Below are 20,507 nucleotides of genomic sequence, written 5' to 3'. Positions count from 1 at the left end.
GTTGGAAGCAATGACGTTATCAGAACAACAAACAACACAAATGACAGCTGCTGACTTAGATGTGATCACTATTGTCATCAATGACCAGTCACATCAAGTTGCCAGTGAGTCAAATCTACAGCAAATCATTAGTCAATTTGCGCTGCCTGAAATGGGCTGTGTTTTTGCAATTAATAACAATGTTGTGCCGCGCAGTGAGTGGGCTAGCACAGTTCTTTCACAGGGAGATAGCATCTCTTTGTTTCAAGCGATCGCCGGGGGTTAACGTCGATGCTTAAAATTGGTGATAAACAATTCGAATCAAGACTGTTCACGGGAACAGGGAAGTTTGCCAACAGCCGATTAATGGCAGAAGCGATTCAAGTATCGGGTTCTCAACTTGCGACCATGGCGTTGAAGCGTGTGGATGTGCACGACCAACAAGACGATATTTTGCTGCCGTTAGTACAAGCGGAGGTGAACTTATTGCCGAACACCTCGGGTGCAAAGAATGCTAAAGATGCTGTGTTTGCTGCACAACTGGCGCGAGAAGCGTTGGGCACTAACTGGTTAAAACTAGAAATTCATCCAGACCCGAAGTACTTGATGCCTGATCCAATTGAGACACTTGCTGCCGCTGAGCAACTGGTTCGTGAGGGCTTCGTTGTCCTTCCTTACTGTCATGCTGACCCGGTTCTGTGTAAACGATTGGAAGAAGTGGGTTGTGCAGCGGTCATGCCATTAGGTGCGCCGATCGGTTCTAACAAAGGGATAGTTTCTCACGACTTCCTAGAGATCATCATCGACCAAGCTAATGTTCCTGTGGTTGTGGATGCGGGTATCGGTGCTCCTTCACATGCTGCGCGTGCGATGGAAATGGGCGCGGATGCCGTGCTCGTCAATACCGCGATTGCAGCTTCGAGCGATCCCGTTGCGATGGCGAAGGCATTTAAGTTGGCGGTAGAGTCCGGGCGTATGGCTTATGAAGCCGGACTTGCAGGTAAGGTTTCTCATGCGGTTGCGTCGAGTCCACTGACGTCATTCCTAGATGATCTTTAGTCCTAGATTGGTTTAGCTAATAAGCGAGGAAAACATGAGCTTCGTTGAACAATTTAAGCAGCTTAATTGGGATGACATCTCGATGTCGATCTACGCGAAAACGGCACAAGATGTCGAGCGAGCATTGAATAAACCCAAGCGTGATTTGGAAGACTTTAAAGCGCTAATTTCACCAGCGGCTGAAGCGTCCTTAGAGCAAATGGCGCAGCTGTCATACTCGGCAACTCGCAAGCGTTTTGGTAATACCATGTCGCTTTACATTCCACTGTACCTTTCTAACTTGTGTGCCAATGCTTGTACTTATTGTGGCTTCTCTATGGAGAACAGAATCAAGCGTCGTACTTTGAATAGGGACGAAGTGGCTGCAGAAGTTGAAGCCATTAAACGCATGAAGTTTGATAGCGTATTGCTGGTGACTGGCGAACACGAAACCAAAGTGGGCATGAAATACTTCCGTGAAATGGTGCCGATGATTAAGAAGCGCTTTAACTATTTGGCGATGGAAGTACAGCCACTAGATCAAAACGAATACGCTGAGCTTAAGACATTGGGTTTGGATGCGGTGATGGTCTATCAAGAAACGTATCATCCTTCGACTTACGCCGAGCACCATTTGCGTGGCAATAAGATGGATTTCGAATACCGATTGGATACACCCGATCGTCTTGCAAAAGCGGGCATCGATAAGATCGGTATTGGCGCATTGATAGGGTTGGAAGAGTGGCGTACCGATTGCTTTTATGTTGCAGCGCACTTGGACTATCTTGAGCGCACGTATTGGCAGACTCGTTACTCAATTTCTTTTCCGCGTTTACGTCCTTGTGAGGGGGCCAGTTCTTTAAACGGAAAGCAACCAAAATCAGTCATGACGGATAAACAGCTTGTGCAGTTGATTTGCGCTTATCGCTTGTTGAACCCAGAAGTGGAGTTGTCATTATCGACTCGTGAATCACCGAAGTTCAGAGACAATGCATTACCGTTAGGCATCACCAGTATGTCTGCTGCATCGAAAACTCAGCCGGGTGGTTATGCGATGGATGATGTTGAACTCGAGCAGTTTGAGATCAGCGATGAGCGAAGCGCGGGTTCTGTGGAAGAGATGATTCGAGCCAAAGGATTTGACCCTGTATGGCGAGATTGGCACTCAGCGTATTCTGGTTAAGCATCAAATAAAGCCACTGGTCATCGCTATGTTTCACGTGAAACATAGGCAAAGAAAAGAGGGTTGATGAAAAACATCAACCCTCTACTTTTTCTAGCTTCTAGCTTCTAGCTTCTAGCTTCTAGCTGTGTGCTACAGGTAGAGTTGCTTGACGAAGCCACTCTTTCACATCACCTTCAACTAGCGGGCTGATCTCATCCCATACTTTCTGATGGTAATCATTCAGCCAAGCAAGTTCTGGACGAGTTAGCATATCAACGTTGATATTGCGCTTGTCGATTGGGCAGCGTGTTAGCGACTCAAATGAAAGAACAGGGAAGTCACCATTAGTTGGGGTTTCAACAACAAGCTCTAGGTTCTCGATACGGATACCAAACGCATCTGCACGGTAGTAACCTGGCTCGTTGGACAACACCATACCTTCTGTTAGAGGCACGTCGATTTGCTTCTTCGAAATGCTCGCTGGACCTTCATGAACACTTAGGAAGTGACCAACACCGTGACCAGTACCGTGATCGTAATCGTAGCCTTCCGCCCACAGGTGCTGATGAGCTAGCGTATCGATTTGGTAACCACGTGTGCCTTTCGGGAAACGTGCACGAGCAACACCGATGTGACCTTTTAGTGCGAGAGTGAATTGTTTAATCATCTCTTGTGAGGGCTGACCGATCGCAATAGTACGCGTGATGTCTGTCGTGCCATCTAGGTACTGACCGCCTGAATCCACTAGGTAAAGCGTGTTCAGTTCTAGCTTGCCAGGTTCAGGTTGGTTCTCGTGGTTGTAGTGACACATCGCCGCGTTGCCACCCGCAGCTGAAATAGTATCGAAACTAAGATCCATAAGTGTCGGGTCTTCGCTACGGAACGCTTCTAGTTTGTCTGCCAGTGTTGCTTCATCATGTAGGTTACCAGTAACGACTTCAGCATCTAACCATGATAGGAACTTACTCATCGCCACGCCATCGCGGATATGACATGCTTTCATGCCTGCGATTTCAACCGCGTTCTTCGCCGCTTTTGGCATTAGGCATGGATCAGCTTTACTCACCACTGAAGCGCCAGCATTTTGTAGAACCAACTTAAACCATGCGTTACTTGTCGCAGGGTCAACCAGTACATTCTTGCCAGTTAGGGTTTCTAGTCGTACTTGCAATGCTTCAGGGTGATGAACTGTTACGCCAGAACCAACGTGAGCGTCAAACTCAGCAGGTAGGCGAGCAGGATCTAGGAAGTATTCCACGCTTGAATCTGAGTGCAGAATCGCGTGAGAAAGCAGAACTGGTAGGCGTGATACATCTAGACCACGAACGTTGAGCAACCAACAGATAGAATCAAGTGCTGTGATTACTGCGCTGTCTGCGCCGGCTTTTTTCACTAGCTCTGCGATTTCTTGGCGTTTGCTTTCACTTGATTGACCAACTGCTTCTGTTGCCATGAGGCGAACATCAGAAACTACAGGAGCAGGGCGATCGTGCCACAGCTCATCAATTGGGTTGCTGTCGAGAATCTTAAGCTCAAGTGCACCTGCAAGTTTTGCTTGCGCCATGTCTAGCCAAGCAGAGTTGTGCATGCGAGGGTCGATTGCCACAGACGCGCCATTTGCAAGATGGTCTTTAATCCAATCTAGTGCAGGCTCTTCAATCAGGTGGCGGTATTCGAATAGATCAGCAGGAACCTGCTTAGTGACTTGTACCGTGTAGCGACCATCAACAAAGATAGCGGCTTTGTCTTTGGTGATTACCGCAGCACCAGCAGAACCGGTAAAACCAGTTAACCAATGTAAACGCTCGTTGTGCGCTGGTACGTATTCGCCCAAGTACTCGTCTTCATGAGGGACAAGTAGGGCATCAATATTATGTCGTGCTAGCCATTCGCGAATTGCATTCACGCGGCTTTGGGTATCGTTGTGCATCTGTGTTATTCCTTCAAATTACCGCTCCTTCATGCTCAGGTGTGGGAGCTGTTTCCATCTGCTTCATGCAGCTTACGATTCCATTGAGGTTCGCAATCACTTCAATAGAGTCGGAGTACAACAGACCATAGATGAGCCAAAAAGGACTATCGACTGTTAAGCTACTCATTTTACCGTAAGAGCGCAAATCGCGTCCGGGATTTTTATCTAAGATGATCGGTTTTTTGCGTGATCATGGTACGTAGCCAAGTTAAAGCTGGGTCATTTTCTCTGTCTCGGTGCCAGAACAAAGTGTAAGCCATTGGCGGGAATTCGAGTGGCAGTGGCAGCAATGCCATGTCATGTTGTTTGGCTGCCAGCTTCACAAAGTGGCTTGGCGCGGTAAACACAAAATCGGTGTAAGAACACAAACTGGCGGCACTGTTAAAATCCGGTACGGTGACTGCGATGTCACGCTCACGACCAATGTCGGCTAAACGATAGTCGAGCAACCAACGGTCGTTGCCATCACAACGTACCTGAACATGGCGCAGGGTTAGATAAGCTTCCAAATTCCAATTACCACGCAAAGTCGGGTGGTCTTTACGTACGATACACATTTGGTGGTCACGATAGATTTCCTGCTCACAAATGTCATCTGGTGGCAGCATAGTCAGCTTGGCGTCGTTGATATCGATATCTCGACCCGTCATGCCTAAATCGATTTCACCACGCTGAATCATCTTGAACGTTTGTTCCGACCAAGAGTGGGTACTGATGGTCACGCCTGGCGCTTGTTGGAAAATCGCTGGCAAGAAGTGAGGCAGAATCAACGGGTAGATACTCTCTACCGCTGCGATTTGAAAACGGTACTCACTGCTCTGTGGTGAGAACTCTTCGGGTTGAGTCAGCACCTCAAGTTGGTTTATCAACAGATCAAGTTTCGGTTTAAGGAACAATGCACGCGGTGTTGGCGTCAATCCGTGTGAGTTTCGAGTGAATAGGGGATCATCAAATTGGGTACGTAATTTAGCCAGGGACTTACTCACGGCGGACTGGCTCAAGCACAGTCGGTGAGCGGCTCGGGTGACATTCAACTCTTCAATCAGCACTTTAAAACAGACCAGCAAATTGAGGTCGATACGTGCCAGTTTCTCTACGTTCACAGTGATTTTCCCCATTGGAATAATGGTCATGAGTATACATCATTTCCATTCATATCATCAGATGATTAAGCTTTGCGCAAAGTTCTTGTTCAATTTGGAGTGTTTTGTGTCTAGCCATATTACAAATAGCAAAAAACAGATGGCGCTGTTGACCATGTTAGTTCTGTTCAGTCCGCTTGCGATTGATATCTACCTACCTGCTTTGCCTCTTATCGCGTCCACTTTTCAGGTAGAAAATGCATTGGCACAAGACACCATCACTTGGTTCCTATTTGCTATGGGTGTTGGCCAGCTATTCGCTGGTCCCTTGGCAGATAAACTCGGACGTCGAACTGTTGCATTGGGAGGCATCACCATCTACGCATTGAGCGCTTTATTGGCGTGGAGTGCTCAAAATATTGAGTGGATGTTGACGGCTCGCTTGCTACAAGGCTTAGGTGCATGTGCAACATCTGTGGCAGCCTTTGCAACAGTTCGCGATATCTTTGGTCCGGAAAAAAGCGGCAAAATGATCAGCTATCTTAACGGTGCGATCTGCTTTATTCCGGCGCTAGCCCCGATTCTTGGTAGCTGGTTAACCCAACAATTTGATTGGCGCGCAAACTTCAGCTTTATGGCAGGCTTCGCTGTGATTGCAGGCTCGATGATGTTCTTCGGCATGAAGGAAACTAACCCGGCAACTGAAAAGCAAGCCGTGTTTAAGCTAAGCCGCTATTGGTCGGTACTAAGTACATCGTCATTCATTTTCCATGCATCACTGTGCTTGATGGCGATGGCCGTGATTCTTGCTTACGTGACTTCTGCTCCAGGCGTCTTGATGACAGGTATGGGTTTGTCGATGAACGAATTCACCTTCTGGTTTGGCCTTAACGCAGTATTTAATATTGCGGCATGTATGCTAGCGCCTAAGTTTATGGATCGCTGGGGCACACACAACTCGCTTGTGGTTGGTATCAGCTTGTTAGCAATTGCTGGCGTGATCATGATGGTGATGAAAGAGCACAATACGGCGTTGGCTTTCATGTTGCCAATCTTTATCTCATCGGTTGGCTTTGCTTGGATTCTTGGTGCGGCAGCAGGTAAAGCACTAGAACCATTTGGTGATAAGGCGGGGACCGCTGCAGCACTACTTGGCTTGTTCCAGATGAGTGGCTCTGGTTTGTTGGTGGGTACGCTGCAACGCCTATCACTTGAACCACAAACTCTGATCGCGATTCATATGTGGGTACTGCTTCCAGCGTTGGTGATTCTGTTTAGTAAAGCAGGTAAGAGCTGGCATGCAAAATTGGCGAATGCATAAAACTCGACAATTTAGTATTTTCCAATGTACTTAACGCGTGTATATTTGTCGTTCAAACTTTTCTCGACACCATAACGGAACTCATAAAGTAATGTCGTTAACCACGTATGAAATGGCTCGTATCCTAGAGCAAATGGAAGAGTCACCAGAAAAGGTGATGTTTGGTAAGTTGCTAAATGAATTAGGCAACCAAAGCTCTGAGCGTATTCGTAGCGCGGCAAAACAAGTTCCTGTGCCAGTTTTACGTGACCTTGTGTATCAATTTCAGCAAGTGATTGAGTCACGCAAAGGTGAGCAGGTTGAGCAGATGGCAAAAGACCTTGCTCAGCAAGGTATCTCAGCTGAAGAGCTAATGGCTTACTTAAACAAATAATAAAAAATCCCCGCTTCATGCGGGGATTTTTTTAGTTGGTAATTTTCTTTTTCAGGATATGGTCGAGGGACAATGGTCCTGGCCCCCATACAATCACAACAAGAATCATCAATCCCCAAAGTTGGTGATCATAGAAACCTTTCTCCCACAGCAATGGGTAAGAGACTACAGCGATGATGTTGAACACAAACAGAATCGCAGCCATCGGGCGGGTAATCAATCCGAGTGCCAAGAACACAGGTAGAACCAATTCCGCCGCCGTACCTAAGTAAGCTGCCAACTCCCACGGTAGTAGTGGCACTTGGTATTCCAGCTCAAATAAATACAGTGTGCTATCCCAAGACGAGATTTTGATTAGCCCTGAATTGAAAAACACCCATGCAACCCACAAGCGACAAAAGAGAAGTAGTAAAGGGATAAAGCCAGCTTGTAGGGTGCTGATTAAATCGTCGTACCGATTCACTAAGTTTTTAGCCGTATCCGTCATAGAGTGCTCCTTAGATTGATTTCAATGTAAAGCCGTCAACGAGATCGAGTGCCATGATGCCATTGAGAAGAGCGAGTAAAACTTCAGGTATTTCGCTCAAACTCTGCTTCTGCTCTAAACATTGCAGTAGTTGGAATACATTGGCATCGAGTGCGTGACACAAGGCTTCTCCATTGGCTTGAATCGAGATGACACCTTGCTGTAATTGGTTGATATTAAGTTGTTCGAATTGCCCAGTTTGAATCGCGCTGAACAAATCAAATACGGCGTAGCTAGAGTCAAAGCTGCGGCAGCTTTTTTTAAGGTGCAAAATCAAAGCGGGTTGTTGCTCCTCACTTACTTCGCCAAGTAACGCAAGCGGTTTTAGTTCTGCTGCATTGGATTGTTCATACTGTGCTTGACGAGCGAGGTCGATATGCCACTCGAAGCGTGCGACTTCAGGGCTGTAAGGGGCTTGTGCGATCACCTGACTAAACTGCATGATGGTGTCTTGAAAGCCTTCGCCATAATGCACCACATTTCCTTCCTCTAATGGATAAGTGAGAACATGTTGGCGAGCCATCTGTTCAAAGCATTCTTCACCAAGTAGCGCTTCAACCATTGGGTAGGTAGCGGACAACACTTCTCTTAAGCTGACGATAAAGTTATTGCGGTAAATCTGCATGCGTTCATCAGCGGTAAACTCATCACTGGCAATATCGCAATCTTCACCGAGTGCTTGATAGTGTAGGGCTTTAGCAAACTGGCTTTGTAAGGTGGCTAGATTCATGATGCCTTCCTTGATTCGCTTTGTTCACTTGGGATTGTGCCTTGCAACAGCAGTTGCGATGCTTTGTGTGCTTCTCCGAGCAAGACTTCTGGCGCGGGGATATCCAAGTCCCATTCAATCAACGCATGGCGTGGACCGTGTTTTTTCGTCCACTGCGCGAACAGTTGCCAAACTTCATCACTAACTGGGCGGCTATGGGTATCAATCCATATCTCACCTTTGTCGAGTTGTTTGATGGTAAAACCTGCCAAGTGAATTTCATCCACTTTGTCGGCTGGAATCGCATCTAGGTATGTGTCGCAATCAAAACCGTGGTTAAACGCCGAAACATAAACATTGTTTAAATCGAGCAACAAACGACAGTCAGTGCGCTGTTGAACTTCGGCAAGAAATTCCCATTCGCTGATGGTCGAATGTTGAAACTTCACATAACTAGATGGGTTCTCTATCAAGATCTCGCGTTGCAAATAATCTTGTACTTCATTCACGTTCCGAGTGAATACTTTGAGCGCTTCTTCCGTATACGGTAGTGGAAGTAGGTCATTAAAGTAGTGACCGCCGTTTTCACTCCAACTCAAATGGTCAGAAACAAGAATCGGGTCGATAGAGTCAATCAGCGCTTTAAGTTGAGCAAGGTGCTTGTGATTCACACGTTCCACCGAACCCAACGACAAACCAATGCCGTGGCAGCTAATTTGATACTGCTCGCGCAGCGCGTGCAGTTGATGGCGCTCTGCGGCATTGGGTTGAAAATAGTTTTCACTGTGGATTTCCAACCAAGACAACTCGGGTTTGTTTTGGCTAAAGTAATCGAGGTGAGGGGTTCTTAATCCAACTCCAACATGGTCGCGGAAGGTGTGGTGTTTCACGTGAAACTCCTTTTTCAAATCGTGCGGGAAGAGAAAGGTGCGTTGCTTGAGCATCAACGCACCCTCGCAGCAATTAGCGATGAAAGATTACGAAGAAGAAGTGCTACCGCCAGTCAGTTTGTCACACAGACCTTTTGGTACGACTACGAATGCGTCTTTTTGGTTATCTTCTTTAGCAGTACCGGCACACGAGCTGCTTTTCGTTGCACAGTCGTTTTTACCTGCTTTAGAAACGCCGTAGCACTTTTCTTTCTCAGCAGCCACAGCTGGAGCCGCGGTTAGCATTGTGCCGCCAAGTGCTAGAAGGCCAGTAACAGCAGCAGTAACAGCTAGATTCGACTTTTTCATAATAAATTCCTCTGAATGATTTCCTTTACTTTAAGTTGGCAAGGTGAACCGCCTGTTCTGGCGTTTTGTTATCAGCTTGCTTAATTTAAGAGATAGGAAACGGACTAAAAAACTTTCATAAATATTTTAGAAATCAATAGATTTGAAAGGTAGAATTTATATAAACATCTTGATGTTTAGAGTGAAAATGCAACGATTTTTTTATGAAATTTTGTCTAATCTGAACTGGTTGTTTAGGTTATAATCTATTTTTATGTATAAATAACCAGTAGCTCTCATCATGATGGATCCATCTCTATTACTCGACGGTTTGAACGACAAACAACGTGAAGCCGTTGCAGCACCTCTAGAAAACTTGCTCGTCCTTGCTGGTGCAGGGAGTGGTAAGACACGCGTTCTTGTTCACCGTATCGCTTGGTTGATGTCGGTAGAGCAGGCTTCTCCGTTCTCAATCATGTCGGTAACCTTTACCAATAAGGCGGCGGCAGAGATGCGTGGACGTATCGAAGAGCTAATGATGGGCAGTGCAGGCGGTATGTGGAATGGTACTTTCCACGGCATTTGTCACCGTATTCTGCGTGCGCACTATCTTGATGCCAAGCTACCGGAAGATTTCCAAATCATCGACAGTGACGACCAACAGCGTCTACTAAAGCGTTTGATCAAAGCGCAAAACCTTGATGAGAAGCAGTGGCCAGCACGCCAAGTGGCATGGTGGATCAACGGTAAGAAAGACGAAGGTCTACGTCCGTCGCATATTGATGCGTACCACGATCCAGTGACCAAGACATATCTGCAGCTGTACACCGCTTACCAAGAAGCGTGTGATCGTGCTGGTTTAGTCGATTTTGCGGAAATCTTGCTGCGCGCACATGAGCTACTGCGTGATAACAAGTTCGTTCGTGAACACTACCAAGCACGCTTTAAGCATATCTTGGTGGACGAGTTCCAAGATACCAACAACATCCAATACGCTTGGCTACGTATGATGGCGGGCCCTGAGTGTCACGTGATGATCGTAGGTGATGACGATCAGTCGATTTACGGTTGGCGTGGTGCAAAAGTCGAGAACATTGAGAAATTTACGCTGGAATTCCCAAGCGTGAATACCATTCGTCTTGAGCAAAACTACCGTTCAACCAAGACCATTCTGGAAGCGTCCAACGCTCTGATCGCTAATAACACCGAGCGTATGGGTAAAGAGCTTTGGACTGATGGCGTTGTCGGTGAGCCTATCTCGGTATACAGCGCTTACAACGAACTAGACGAAGCCCGTTTTGCGGTAAACAAAATCAAAGAGTGGCAAGACAAGGGCGGTGCACTGAATGACGCTGCAATGCTTTATCGTAACAACGCCCAGTCGCGTGTTCTGGAAGAAGCATTAATTCAAGCTGGTCTGCCTTACCGTATCTACGGCGGCATGCGATTCTTCGAACGTCAGGAAATCAAAGATGCCTTGAGCTACATGCGTCTGATTGCCAACCGTAATGATGATGCGGCATTTGAACGTGTAGTGAATACGCCAACGCGTGGTTTGGGCGATAAGACGCTTGAAACCATTCGTTTTGCGGCTCGTGATCGTGGTTGTACCATGTGGGAAGCGAGTGTCGCGATGTTGGATGAGAAGGTACTTGCTGGTCGTGCTGCTGGTGCTCTGAGCCGTTTTATCGAGCTTGTCACGGCACTAGAAGACGACACCATCGAGATGCCGCTGCATCACCAAACTGACCATGTGATCAAATACTCGGGCTTGTTCGCGATGTACGAACAAGAGAAGGGCGAAAAGTCTAAGGCGCGTATTGAGAACTTGGAGGAATTGGTGACCGCAACTCGCCAATTCGAGAAACCAGAAGAAGCTGAAGACATGTCACTGCTGACGGCGTTTCTAACCCACGCTGCATTAGAAGCGGGTGAAGGACAAGCGGATGAGTTTGAAGATGCGGTTCAGCTCATGACATTGCACAGTGCGAAAGGTCTAGAGTTCCCGTTGGTGTTTATGGTCGGCGTGGAAGAAGGCATGTTCCCAAGCCAAATGTCGGCAGAAGAAGCAGGGCGTTTAGAAGAAGAACGTCGTCTGTGTTACGTAGGCATGACCCGTGCGATGCAGAAACTGTACATCACTTATGCTGAAATGCGCCGTTTATACGGTCAGGATAAGTACCATAAACCGTCTCGCTTTATCCGTGAACTGCCAGAAACTTGTTTAGACGAAGTACGCATGAAGGCGCAAGTTAGCCGTCCTACAAGCAGCGGTCGATTTAGCCAAACGGCGGTGAAAGAGAGCTTTAATGAAACTGGCTTTACGCTAGGTTCTCGTGTGATGCATCCAAAGTTTGGTGAAGGCACCATTATCAACTTCGAAGGCAGTGGTCCACAGAGCCGTGTACAGATTGCCTTTAACGGTGAGGGCATCAAATGGTTGGTGACTGCTTACGCACGACTAGAGAAACTGTAAGGTTTCCCCAAAACTCATCAACTTAAGAGCTGCTTCGGCGGCTCTTTTTGTTTGTGCTGTTTTTGTGTCGCTAATGCAGTAAAAAATGGAATGATAAATGGAGTGCAAAAGCGCGATTTAACGATGCCGTTTTAAGTGAAAGTAGGGTGTTGTTAGTGAATGTCTGTTTTCTGCAGGGCTGCTGAGAAAAATTTTAGGCAAAGAAAAACCCCGAGGGCTTGCGCCCATCGGGGTTATAGTCTTACTCGCAGCAATCCGGCTACTAAGAGTGCTCCATGCATCTAATCCATGATAGTGTGCTGAATCCGTCAGCTTAATCCTTACGTCGCCTTCCTAGCGGTGTCCTTAATGACCTTATCCTGGTCTGCTAACTATCCTCGTTAGCTCTCATCACTTGTTCCCTGAGCGGTGTCCCTGACATCATCCTGATGTTCAAATCCCTGCCTCGTCCAGAGGTGTCCATTTCCCGTCCTTAGTAGCAACCATCCTAGTCACTATTGATTCCGTTCAATGTCCAATTTTGCAATCCATGCCCGACCATTCATCCTGAATAACCGTTTCTTCTTCCTGAAGTTCACCAAGTCCGTGGTGTTTCCTGTTCCGTGTCAGCATCCTTCCGACAGGTTTAATATTACGTGTTTAACGGTTTCCAACAACGGATAAATCTCACATTTTTTTACTCTCTTAGCGTTCAAAAAAGATACATAACCAATTAAATCAATACTTTATGTGTTTTTGTGCGCAGTTTTGCCATTAAAAAAGAGAGGTTTGCTCAACCCTTTGTGAGAGATCTCGCACAAGGGGTCGAGCTAAATGCGCTTAATGTCCTATAGCAGCTCCTTCACGCCTTGGATCGGCCGCACCTTCTAGGCCGTGTTCAGTTATACGTATAGCATGCAGTCCAGAGTTCAAATCACGAACATCGGTCTTAAAGCCCATTTTCTCCAACGTAGGTTGTAAGCTTTCTGCTGCGGTACCTTGCTCAATATCTAAGATACCAAAACGGTTCAGTAGTCGTGGCTGATTAATCGCGCTTTGGATGTCCATATCCCATTGCGTGTGGGCGATAATGGCTTGTGCAACGTAACCAATTATGCGGCTGCCACCCGGTGAGCCAATTGCCATGTAAGGTTTGTCATCCTTCATCATAATGGTTGGTGCCATGGATGAACGTGGGCGTTTGCCCGGTTCTAAGCGGTTCGCGATTGGCACACCATCTTGATGAGTGCGGAAAGAGAAATCGGTCAGTTCGTTGTTGAGCAAGAAGCCGCGCACCATCAAGCGTGAGCCAAAAGCGTTTTCAATGGTTGTTGTCATTGAAACTACATTGCCTTGCTTATCGACGATATTGAAATGGCTGGTGGAAGGCAGCTCGATTGATTGGTCCATGCTTAAGTTCATGGCGTGCGACCAAGGAGGATTGCCGGCTTCAACCTTACTCAACGCTTTACCGACTTGAATCAGATCAGCACGCTGCTTTAGATAGTCTTTATCAAGCAAGCCTTCGGTTGGCATTGGCACATAATCTTGGTCGGCCATGTATTTACCGCGATCCGCGAACGCAAGGCGAGACGCGTCGGCAATCACTTGCCATGATTTCGCGCTTTCGGCTCCCCAACCTTTAAGATTGTACTGCTCGGTGATCGCGAGAATCTGTCCAACCGTCAATGCGCCAGAGCTTGGTGGTCCCATGCCGCAGATGTCATAGCTTTGGTAAGCCGCACAAACCGGTTCACGTTGTTTGATTTGGAACGCATCAAAGTCAGGTTGTGCCAATACGCCAGGATTGCCCGGTGCATTCTGTACTGTCTTGATGATGTCTGTGGCGATATCGCCTTGATAGAAAGCTTTTGCCCCTTGCTCTGCAATTGCCGATAGAGTTTGCGCGTATTGCGGGTTCTTCAACAACGTGCCTTCAGTTTTTGGTGAGCCATCAGGATTAAAGAAGTAAGCCTTAGTCGCAGGGAAGCGTGATAGGCGCTTGGCATCTTTCTCAATCAGACTCGCGAGGCGAGGACTGACTTCGAAACCTTGCTCAGCCAAGGTAATCACAGGTTGGATGATCTTCTTCCATTCCAACTTGCCGTATTTTTGGTGCGTGTCCCACAGTAGTTTCACAGTGCCAGGAGTGGCAACGGAGCGCCCACCGACAACCGCATCGTAAAATTGCAGTGGTTGTCCTTTGTCATCTAGGAAGAGTTTCGGCGTCGCGGCGAGCGGTGCGGTCTCGCGTCCATCATACGTGGTTAGTTTTTGCTTCTCACTGTCCCAATACACTAAGAAGGCACCGCCACCAATGCCAGAAGATTGCGGTTCTACCAAGCCCAGCATCAGTTGCACGGCAACCATGGCATCAATAGCATTACCACCTTGTGCAAGAACATCCGCACCAGCTTGGGTGGCAAGTGGGTTGGCTGCGGTGACCATATAGTCTTTGGCTTTGACCAATTGCTTTTGCTCGAAGCCAGTACTGTGCTCCGGTGCAACGGCATCTGCTGCTTGGTTAGCAAAGGCTGAGGTAGATAAAACGAGTGGGGAAGTAAGAAAAAGACCCGTGGTCACGAGTCGGTTGAACGTCCAATGCATGATGACTCTCCATGTTGCCAGTTTTGTGCTTTCAGCTTGGCAGTCATGAAGAGTCACGTCGAGTCAGCAATCTTAGAAATGTCGATTGTGCTACGCTTTTAAATCAGTACTTTATCCGATAAAAGTGCTGATCGTTTGGTACAAAATACTGCCACCCACTAGGGTAAATACCACCCCACACAGACCGTCGATGTAGATGCCAGCTTGCTGCAATTTACGTTGTAAGCGCTGTGTTGATAGTATCCACGCGAGACTAGAGAACCAAAGCAGCGATAAACCAAACAGAATCACCAGAGCCATGCCTTTACCAGTCACTGACATGCCGGCAGGGACTAAGCTCGACATTAAACTGATAAAGAAAACCAAGGCTTTCGGGTTAAGAATGTTGGTTGCAAATCCTTTCGCAAATGCCTGACGCTTATTGCTGATCACTAGGTTGTTTTGCTTCTTAGGTTGATCCGCCAGCGGGTTTTTGATCATTGAGATCACGGCGCGCAATGCTCCAATGCCTAGATAGAGCAGGTAACTACCACCGAGCACTTGAACCACGGAGTACAACACTGGATGCTGGTGGACGATATAACTCACGCCTGTCAGGCTGAACAAAGAGTGCAGCAAAATACCGGCAGATAAACCCAATGCGATGTACAAACCTGTTTGGCGCCCGTGGCGCGCTGCGTTTTGTATCACGAGCGCAAAGTCTGGGCCTGGGCTCATTAGGGCAATAAAGTGGATGCTGGCCAATGTCAGCAATATAGTGGATTCATTCATAATACATCTCAAATATAACCAATGTGGCTATTGTCGTATCAAGCATCGTGTCGCGCTTGTAAAAAACTGACAGCTTTTTCGGTCAATGAAATTATCGAGTCACTTGAGAAGGGGAAACGCCGTAGGTCTGTTTAAATGCTTTGCTGAAATGCGCTTGATCATAGAAACCGATTTGATGGGCGACGTCGGTGCCGCATTGGCCAGATTGCAGTAACTTCATGCCTTGCTCGAGGCGCAAGCGAGCAAACCAAGCATAAGGTGTCATGCCTGTTTGCGCTTTAAAGTGGCGCTGGAACTGAGTTGGGCTCAGTTGGCACAGCTCTGAAAGTGAATCCAAACGCACCGCTTGGTCGAGATTCGCCATTAGATAATCTTTTAATGTTCCAAGCGATTGATTTCCTAAAGGCACCACTTTCTGTCGCTCAAGCGATCCGTAGCGATCAAAAAGCTGGTTAAATCCTTCAAAAGGAAGGCAATCTTTGGTGAGCTGGCTGAGGTTTTCACGACGAAGTAGCCCGTGCAAGTTACTAAGTTGTGAAAATATCTGCGGATCCGAGATGATCAGCTCGTTGAAGTGTATTATTTGACCGTTTTGCTTAAGATCAGCCAGATCGCTCAATAGGTGAGGTTCGATCGCAAACACATTTACTTCATAGCCACTTTCTAGCTTAGATTGCCCGTCGTGCAGCTCATCTGGCGGCATAAGCACGATTTGCCCGTGCCCGACATGGTGGCTGTTACCTTGATATTGGAACTTCTGCGCGCCATGCGTGATCAGACCGAGGTGAAAATCCAGATGGTAATGCCTTTGGAAAGCAAAGGTCTGGTATTTCGCCTCAATCAGACTCAAGTCGTTATGGTCGGTTGCGTAGTATTGAATATGTTCCATTAAAGAAAAAAGCTTGGTCACAATATAACCAAGCTTATCCATCAATTTCTTAAATGTCTTGTAAAAAACGATCAGGCTGCTTGAGTCGCTTTGCGTGACTTGCGGTTATTACGCAGACCATCAAAGCTAAATACCACCAAAGCGCCCCAAATAAAGGCGAAGGTGATGGCTTTATCGCTGGTAAACGGTTCGCCGTAGATCAGCACCGCAAGCAAGAACATCAAACTTGGACCAATATACTGGAAGAAGCCCAACGTCGATAGCTTTAGACGGGTTGCTGCGCCAGTAAAACACAGTAGCGGCAGGGTAGTGATCACACCTGCGGCGATCAGTAAGGTATTCAGCTGCCATGGATTTTCAAACATGTTTGAGGTTGGGGTGCTGGCAATAAAAAACAGAAAGATACTTGCCGCAGGCAACATGACGAGAGTTTCAATGAATAACCCCGTTTGCGCTTCCACACTGACTTTCTTACGCAGTAAGCCGTAAAAACCAAAGCTCATTGCCAGTGCGATAGCAACCACAGGGACAGAGCCAAACACGATCAGTTGCACTAATACACCACAAGCCGCTAGCGCGACTGCGAACCATTGCAGCTTACGTAACCTCTCTCCTAGAAACACCATCCCGAGTAACACATTGATTAACGGGTTGATGTAATAGCCGAGACTGGCATCGAGCATATGATTTGAAGTGACCGCCCAGATGAAGATCAGCCAGTTAGCTCCGACCAAAATGGCGGTGGAAACTAAATACATCATTTTGGTTTTATTTTTAATGATGTCTCGAACCGAGCGCCATTGGCGACCAAAGTGGAGGAGTGCGGCTAGCAAAAAGAAAGACCAAAACACTCGGTGGCTTAAGATCTCAAGTGGCGAGACTTCAGCAATCGATTTGAAGTAAATGGGTGCGATGCCCCACATGGTGTACGCACCAACTGCAAGCAGGACGCCTTGCCGTGCGCGTTGTTGTTCTTCTGGTGTCATGGGATGTCACCTAATTGAGTTTTTATAGAGCAGAAAATCAGTATACGAGTCGTGAGCTGAATCACCTAACAATTTGCGGTTTTATTCACCATGAAACCCCATTACAATGTGCCCTCACTTTGCGTGCTTGTGGCATGCATAAGCACCTCTTTTTAAGACCCAATCTGAGATTTTTCATGACCTCGACTTTGCTAGCCGAACAATCTGATTCGCCTTTGACGCCTCAACGTGTGTTGGAGGATGTGTTTGGTTACCAAGAGTTCCGAGATGGTCAGCAACTGGTGATTGATGCTGCAGTAGAAGGTCGCGACAGCTTAGTCATCCTACCTACTGGTGGCGGTAAATCGCTGTGTTATCAAATTCCTGCTTTGGTTCGCTCTGGTATTACTTTGGTGATTTCTCCGCTGATTTCGCTGATGAAAGACCAAGTCGATCAGCTTAAAGCCAACGGTGTTGCGGCTGAGTGCATTAATTCGACCATGCCTCGCGAAGAGCTGCTCAGCGTGTATAACCGCATGCACACAGGGCATCTTAAGCTGGTGTACGTCTCGCCAGAACGCGTATTGATGCGTGACTTCATTGAGCGCTTGGAAAACTTGCCGCTATCGATGATTGCCGTTGATGAAGCGCACTGTATTTCCCAATGGGGACACGACTTCCGTCCAGAATACGCCGCGCTTGGTCAACTCAAGCAGCAGTTTTCCCATGTGCCATTTATGGCGCTGACAGCGACGGCGGATGACGCAACGCGCCGAGATATTCTTGAGCGTCTGCAACTGAATAATCCAGAGGTTTATCTAGGCAGCTTCGACCGTCCTAACATTCGCTACAACTTAGTTGAGAAGCACAAGCCGGTTTCGCAAATCGTTCGTTATCTTGAAACCCAAAAGGGTAATTGCGGCATCATCTATTGTGGTAGCCGTAAGAAAGTTGAGATGGTGACCGAGAAGTTATGTAACAACCACATTCGTGCTGCTGGTTATCACGCAGGTATGGATGCTGATGAGCGCGCTTACGTTCAAGAAGCTTTCCAACGTGATGACATCCAAATCGTAGTGGCGACTGTGGCATTCGGTATGGGTATCAACAAACCAAACGTGCGCTTTGTGGTTCACTTTGATATCCCGCGTAATATCGAGTCCTACTATCAGGAAACCGGTCGTGCAGGGCGTGATGGTTTGCCTGCGGAAGCGATGATGTTGTATGACCCTGCGGACATCAGTTGGCTGCGCCGTATGTTGGATGAGAAAGACGATGGTCCACAGAAGCAGGTGGAAACCCACAAACTGAATGCGATGAGTGCCTTTGCTGAGGCGCAGACTTGTCGTCGTCAGGTGCTATTGAATTACTTTGGTGAGTATCGAGAGAAGCCATGTGGCAACTGCGATATTTGCTTAGATCCACCGAAACACTTTGATGCCACGGAAGAAGCGCGTAAGGCGTTGTCTTGTGTGTACCGAGTGAATCAGAGCTTTGGTATGGGCTACGTGGTAGAAGTGCTACGTGGCATGCAAAACATTCGTGTACGTGAAAACGGGCACGATAAGATTTCTACCTACGCGATAGGTCGCGACCACAGCCACGATTACTGGGTGAGTATCTTCCGTCAGTTAATCCACAAAGGGCTGCTGTTCCAAAACATCACGCGTAACTCAACGCTGCAACTTACTGAAGAGGCGCGTCCGCTGCTACGTGGCGATGTGACTCTCAAGTTAGCGGTACCACGTTTAGACACCGCAGCACGTGCGGCGAAGTCAGATAAACTGACCAGTAAGAACTACGACAAAAAGCTGTTTGCTAAGTTACGTAAGCTGCGTAAGTCGATTGCTGATGAAGATGGTTTGCCACCATACGTAGTCTTTAGTGACGCGACTCTGATTGATATGGCGGAAATTCTGCCAACATCTTACGGCGAAATGCTGGCAGTCAGCGGCGTTGGTCAGCGCAAACTGGAGAAGTACGCCGATCCATTCCTCGATTTGATTCAAGAACACATTACTCACCACGGATAAGGAACCAAGATGCAAAAGGAATTTGGCTTAGCGGACTACATGGCACAAGAAGGGCGCTTAATCATTACCGCGCCGAGCTTTGACCTTGATAGCTTTCCTGCTTTAGGTGAGCGTTTAGTCGGACTGCTTTCCGCTATTGTGGTGGAAAAGCAGTGGGATGCGGACATTCACTCTTGGTTGATCGACTTTGAAGGTTGCCGACTGTTTATGAAAGCAGAGCATTACAGTGAAGCGATTTGGTTTGAAGCGTTAGCGATTGAAGAGAGCAGGGAAGAGTTGGATTATCTCGCAGGATTGTTCCAACGCGGCTTCTAAAAATAGAATTTTTCTAGAAAGGGTGTTTCACATGAAACACCCTTTTTTATGCTCAAACGTTTGCGTAAAACAGACGGCTTGCGGCGAAAAGTGGTTAATGTATAATCGCCCACCGCTTCGCTCAGAATGAGCCAAGCCAGTTTGTTTTTCATTTTACATTGTTGGTAAGAGCCACTTTATTCAGTGACTCGATTTGGGTTCCCTCACCCCCAAACCAAACTAAAAAGGTATCGCATGAGTAACTTTACCCCTGCGCAGCAGCGCAACGCCCTTATCTATCTGGTTCTATTCCACCTAGTCATTATTGGATCTAGCAATTACCTAGTTCAGCTACCGTTTACTATTTTCGGTTTCCATACCACTTGGGGTGCATTCACTTTCCCATTTATCTTCTTAGCGACTGATTTAACCGTGCGTATTTTCGGTGCTCAGTTGGCGCGTAAGATCATCTTCTTAGTGATGTTGCCTGCTTTGGCAGTGTCTTACTTCTTATCGGTGGTGTTCTTCGAAGGTCAATTCCAAGGTTTTGGTCACCTAGGGGAATTTAACTTATTCGTTGCTCGTATCGCGATTGCTAGCTTCATGGCGTACCTACTTGGTCAGATCATGGATGTGCACGTGTTCAACCGCCTACGTCAAATGAAGCAATGGTGGGTGGCACCAACATGTTCAACGCTTTTCGGTAATGCACTTGATACCATCGCTTTCTTCGCCATTGCGTTCTACCAAAGCCCAGATCCATTCATGGCGGAGCATTGGACGGAAATCGCGCTGGTGGATTACGGCTTCAAACTGATTATCAGTCTTGGTTTGTTCGTTCCTATGTACGGTGTACTACTGAATTACCTAATTAAGAAGCTGACTGCGGTGAACCCTGATTTTAAGGTGACGACAAGCGTTCAGTCTTAATATCAGTGGGAACCCCGAAAGCCGCTTGCTCAAATCAAGCGGCTTTTTTGTATCTGTTTACTAGGGTTTGGAGCGTTTTGTACAGCGTGGGGAGTAATTAGATCATGGATGTCCAAAAGCTCCCTAAGCTGTACGAAGGTAAAAATGAGCAATAAAAAAGGCCCCGATAGGCTGTCTCTTG

General features: G+C 47.2%; 19 protein-coding genes. 9 read left to right on the top strand and 10 right to left on the bottom strand.

Translation table 11 applies throughout. The features are described 5' to 3' along the window. Window positions 1-10 precede the first annotated feature (10 nt). From thiS to thiH, 3 genes are read left to right on the top strand one after another with little or no spacing between them, the layout of a single operon-like run. Window positions 11-265, top strand: a complete 255-nt coding sequence (gene thiS, locus KIV40_RS13695; RefSeq protein WP_005378804.1) for a sulfur carrier protein ThiS — start codon at window positions 11-13, stop codon at window positions 263-265. A 5-nt stretch (window positions 266-270) separates the two neighbouring features. Then, on the top strand, window positions 271-1,038 hold the full coding sequence (locus KIV40_RS13690) for a thiazole synthase (protein ID WP_285349707.1): 768 nt from the start codon (window positions 271-273) through the stop codon (window positions 1,036-1,038). Between the two features lie 34 nt (window positions 1,039-1,072). Continuing rightward, on the top strand, window positions 1,073-2,200 hold the full coding sequence (gene thiH, locus KIV40_RS13685; RefSeq protein WP_285349705.1) for a 2-iminoacetate synthase ThiH: 1,128 nt from the start codon (window positions 1,073-1,075) through the stop codon (window positions 2,198-2,200). A 121-nt stretch (window positions 2,201-2,321) separates the two neighbouring features. Here the strand turns inward: thiH and KIV40_RS13680 are convergent, their stop codons facing one another. Together KIV40_RS13680 and KIV40_RS13675 are read right to left on the bottom strand one after the other, a co-directional pair. Next, entirely contained in the window at window positions 2,322-4,112 is a 1,791-nt protein-coding gene (locus KIV40_RS13680) for an aminopeptidase P family protein (RefSeq protein ID WP_285349703.1), read from the bottom strand. Window positions 4,113-4,315: 203 nt separating this feature from the next. Continuing rightward, entirely contained in the window at window positions 4,316-5,257 is a 942-nt protein-coding gene (locus tag KIV40_RS13675) for a LysR substrate-binding domain-containing protein (RefSeq protein WP_285349715.1), read from the bottom strand. 106 nt (window positions 5,258-5,363) lie between these two features. Here KIV40_RS13675 and KIV40_RS13670 point away from each other — a divergent pair, with 106 nt between their 5' ends. Together KIV40_RS13670 and KIV40_RS13665 are read left to right on the top strand one after the other, a co-directional pair. Next, a complete protein-coding gene (locus KIV40_RS13670) occupies window positions 5,364-6,557 on the top strand; it encodes a multidrug effflux MFS transporter (RefSeq protein WP_285349700.1) in 1,194 nt (397 codons plus the stop codon). 91 nt (window positions 6,558-6,648) lie between these two features. Further along, window positions 6,649-6,930: a hypothetical protein gene (locus KIV40_RS13665; RefSeq protein WP_005430323.1), complete on the top strand. Its 282-nt coding sequence runs from the start codon at window positions 6,649-6,651 to the stop codon at window positions 6,928-6,930. 31 nt (window positions 6,931-6,961) lie between these two features. Here the strand turns inward: KIV40_RS13665 and KIV40_RS13660 are convergent, their stop codons facing one another. The 4 genes from KIV40_RS13660 to KIV40_RS13645 form a co-directional block, all read right to left on the bottom strand. Next, window positions 6,962-7,417, bottom strand: a complete 456-nt coding sequence (locus KIV40_RS13660; protein WP_285349698.1) for a DoxX family protein — start codon at window positions 7,415-7,417, stop codon at window positions 6,962-6,964. A 10-nt stretch (window positions 7,418-7,427) separates the two neighbouring features. Continuing rightward, a complete protein-coding gene (locus KIV40_RS13655) occupies window positions 7,428-8,186 on the bottom strand; it encodes a DNA-binding domain-containing protein (RefSeq protein ID WP_285349696.1) in 759 nt (252 codons plus the stop codon). Further along, window positions 8,183-9,055, bottom strand: a complete 873-nt coding sequence (locus KIV40_RS13650; RefSeq protein WP_285349695.1) for a DUF692 domain-containing protein — start codon at window positions 9,053-9,055, stop codon at window positions 8,183-8,185. The genes KIV40_RS13655 and KIV40_RS13650 overlap by 4 nt, the downstream gene beginning before the upstream one ends. A gap of 87 nt (window positions 9,056-9,142) precedes the next feature. After that, on the bottom strand, window positions 9,143-9,403 hold the full coding sequence (locus KIV40_RS13645; RefSeq protein WP_005430296.1) for a DUF2282 domain-containing protein: 261 nt from the start codon (window positions 9,401-9,403) through the stop codon (window positions 9,143-9,145). A gap of 280 nt (window positions 9,404-9,683) precedes the next feature. Here KIV40_RS13645 and uvrD point away from each other — a divergent pair, with 280 nt between their 5' ends. Next, the gene (uvrD, locus tag KIV40_RS13640) at window positions 9,684-11,858 is read left to right on the top strand and encodes a DNA helicase II (RefSeq protein WP_050905233.1); all 2,175 of its coding nucleotides are present in this window, start codon (window positions 9,684-9,686) and stop codon (window positions 11,856-11,858) included. Window positions 11,859-12,677: 819 nt separating this feature from the next. On the opposite strand, the gene ggt is transcribed toward uvrD, so the two are convergent. From ggt to rarD, 4 genes are all read right to left on the bottom strand, one after another. Beyond that, window positions 12,678-14,444 carry a gamma-glutamyltransferase gene (ggt, locus tag KIV40_RS13635; RefSeq protein WP_285349692.1) on the bottom strand — a complete coding sequence of 589 codons (1,767 nt, stop codon included), beginning with the start codon at window positions 14,442-14,444 and terminating at the stop codon, window positions 12,678-12,680. A 111-nt stretch (window positions 14,445-14,555) separates the two neighbouring features. Next, window positions 14,556-15,215: a LysE family translocator gene (locus KIV40_RS13630; RefSeq protein WP_285349689.1), complete on the bottom strand. Its 660-nt coding sequence runs from the start codon at window positions 15,213-15,215 to the stop codon at window positions 14,556-14,558. Window positions 15,216-15,306: 91 nt separating this feature from the next. After that, a complete protein-coding gene (locus KIV40_RS13625; protein ID WP_152685479.1) occupies window positions 15,307-16,104 on the bottom strand; it encodes an AraC family transcriptional regulator in 798 nt (265 codons plus the stop codon). A gap of 71 nt (window positions 16,105-16,175) precedes the next feature. Then, window positions 16,176-17,090, bottom strand: a complete 915-nt coding sequence (gene rarD, locus KIV40_RS13620; protein ID WP_134977827.1) for an EamA family transporter RarD — start codon at window positions 17,088-17,090, stop codon at window positions 16,176-16,178. A 176-nt stretch (window positions 17,091-17,266) separates the two neighbouring features. On the opposite strand from rarD, the gene recQ reads away from it, so the two are divergent. From recQ to KIV40_RS13605, 3 genes are all read left to right on the top strand, one after another. Beyond that, window positions 17,267-19,102, top strand: a complete 1,836-nt coding sequence (gene recQ / locus KIV40_RS13615) for an ATP-dependent DNA helicase RecQ (RefSeq protein WP_134977826.1) — start codon at window positions 17,267-17,269, stop codon at window positions 19,100-19,102. Window positions 19,103-19,111: 9 nt separating this feature from the next. Beyond that, the gene (locus KIV40_RS13610) at window positions 19,112-19,417 is read left to right on the top strand and encodes a DUF3630 family protein (protein ID WP_285349686.1); all 306 of its coding nucleotides are present in this window, start codon (window positions 19,112-19,114) and stop codon (window positions 19,415-19,417) included. A 234-nt stretch (window positions 19,418-19,651) separates the two neighbouring features. Further along, entirely contained in the window at window positions 19,652-20,326 is a 675-nt protein-coding gene (locus KIV40_RS13605) for a 7-cyano-7-deazaguanine/7-aminomethyl-7-deazaguanine transporter (protein WP_285349684.1), read from the top strand. Window positions 20,327-20,507 lie beyond the last annotated feature (181 nt).

It is taken from the genome of Vibrio sp. D173a, from assembly GCF_030248475.1.
Note: the sequence above shows the minus strand (reverse complement) of the source record. Positions and strands in the feature narration are given on the sequence as shown.

Coding starts and splice junctions, on each gene's coding strand:
- KIV40_RS13660 (WP_285349698.1), bottom strand. CDS start 7,417: ATGACGGATACGGCTAAAAACTTAGTGAATCGGTACGACGATTTAATC.
- uvrD (WP_050905233.1), top strand. CDS start 9,684: ATGATGGATCCATCTCTATTACTCGACGGTTTGAACGACAAACAACGT.
- KIV40_RS13630 (WP_285349689.1), bottom strand. CDS start 15,215: ATGAATGAATCCACTATATTGCTGACATTGGCCAGCATCCACTTTATT.
- thiS (WP_005378804.1), top strand. CDS start 11: ATGACGTTATCAGAACAACAAACAACACAAATGACAGCTGCTGACTTA.
- KIV40_RS13665 (WP_005430323.1), top strand. CDS start 6,649: ATGTCGTTAACCACGTATGAAATGGCTCGTATCCTAGAGCAAATGGAA.
- KIV40_RS13645 (WP_005430296.1), bottom strand. CDS start 9,403: ATGAAAAAGTCGAATCTAGCTGTTACTGCTGCTGTTACTGGCCTTCTA.
- KIV40_RS13655 (WP_285349696.1), bottom strand. CDS start 8,186: ATGAATCTAGCCACCTTACAAAGCCAGTTTGCTAAAGCCCTACACTAT.
- KIV40_RS13605 (WP_285349684.1), top strand. CDS start 19,652: ATGAGTAACTTTACCCCTGCGCAGCAGCGCAACGCCCTTATCTATCTG.
- recQ (WP_134977826.1), top strand. CDS start 17,267: ATGACCTCGACTTTGCTAGCCGAACAATCTGATTCGCCTTTGACGCCT.
- KIV40_RS13625 (WP_152685479.1), bottom strand. CDS start 16,104: ATGGAACATATTCAATACTACGCAACCGACCATAACGACTTGAGTCTG.
- KIV40_RS13690 (WP_285349707.1), top strand. CDS start 271: ATGCTTAAAATTGGTGATAAACAATTCGAATCAAGACTGTTCACGGGA.
- rarD (WP_134977827.1), bottom strand. CDS start 17,090: ATGACACCAGAAGAACAACAACGCGCACGGCAAGGCGTCCTGCTTGCA.
- KIV40_RS13680 (WP_285349703.1), bottom strand. CDS start 4,112: ATGCACAACGATACCCAAAGCCGCGTGAATGCAATTCGCGAATGGCTA.
- KIV40_RS13610 (WP_285349686.1), top strand. CDS start 19,112: ATGCAAAAGGAATTTGGCTTAGCGGACTACATGGCACAAGAAGGGCGC.
- ggt (WP_285349692.1), bottom strand. CDS start 14,444: ATGCATTGGACGTTCAACCGACTCGTGACCACGGGTCTTTTTCTTACT.
- thiH (WP_285349705.1), top strand. CDS start 1,073: ATGAGCTTCGTTGAACAATTTAAGCAGCTTAATTGGGATGACATCTCG.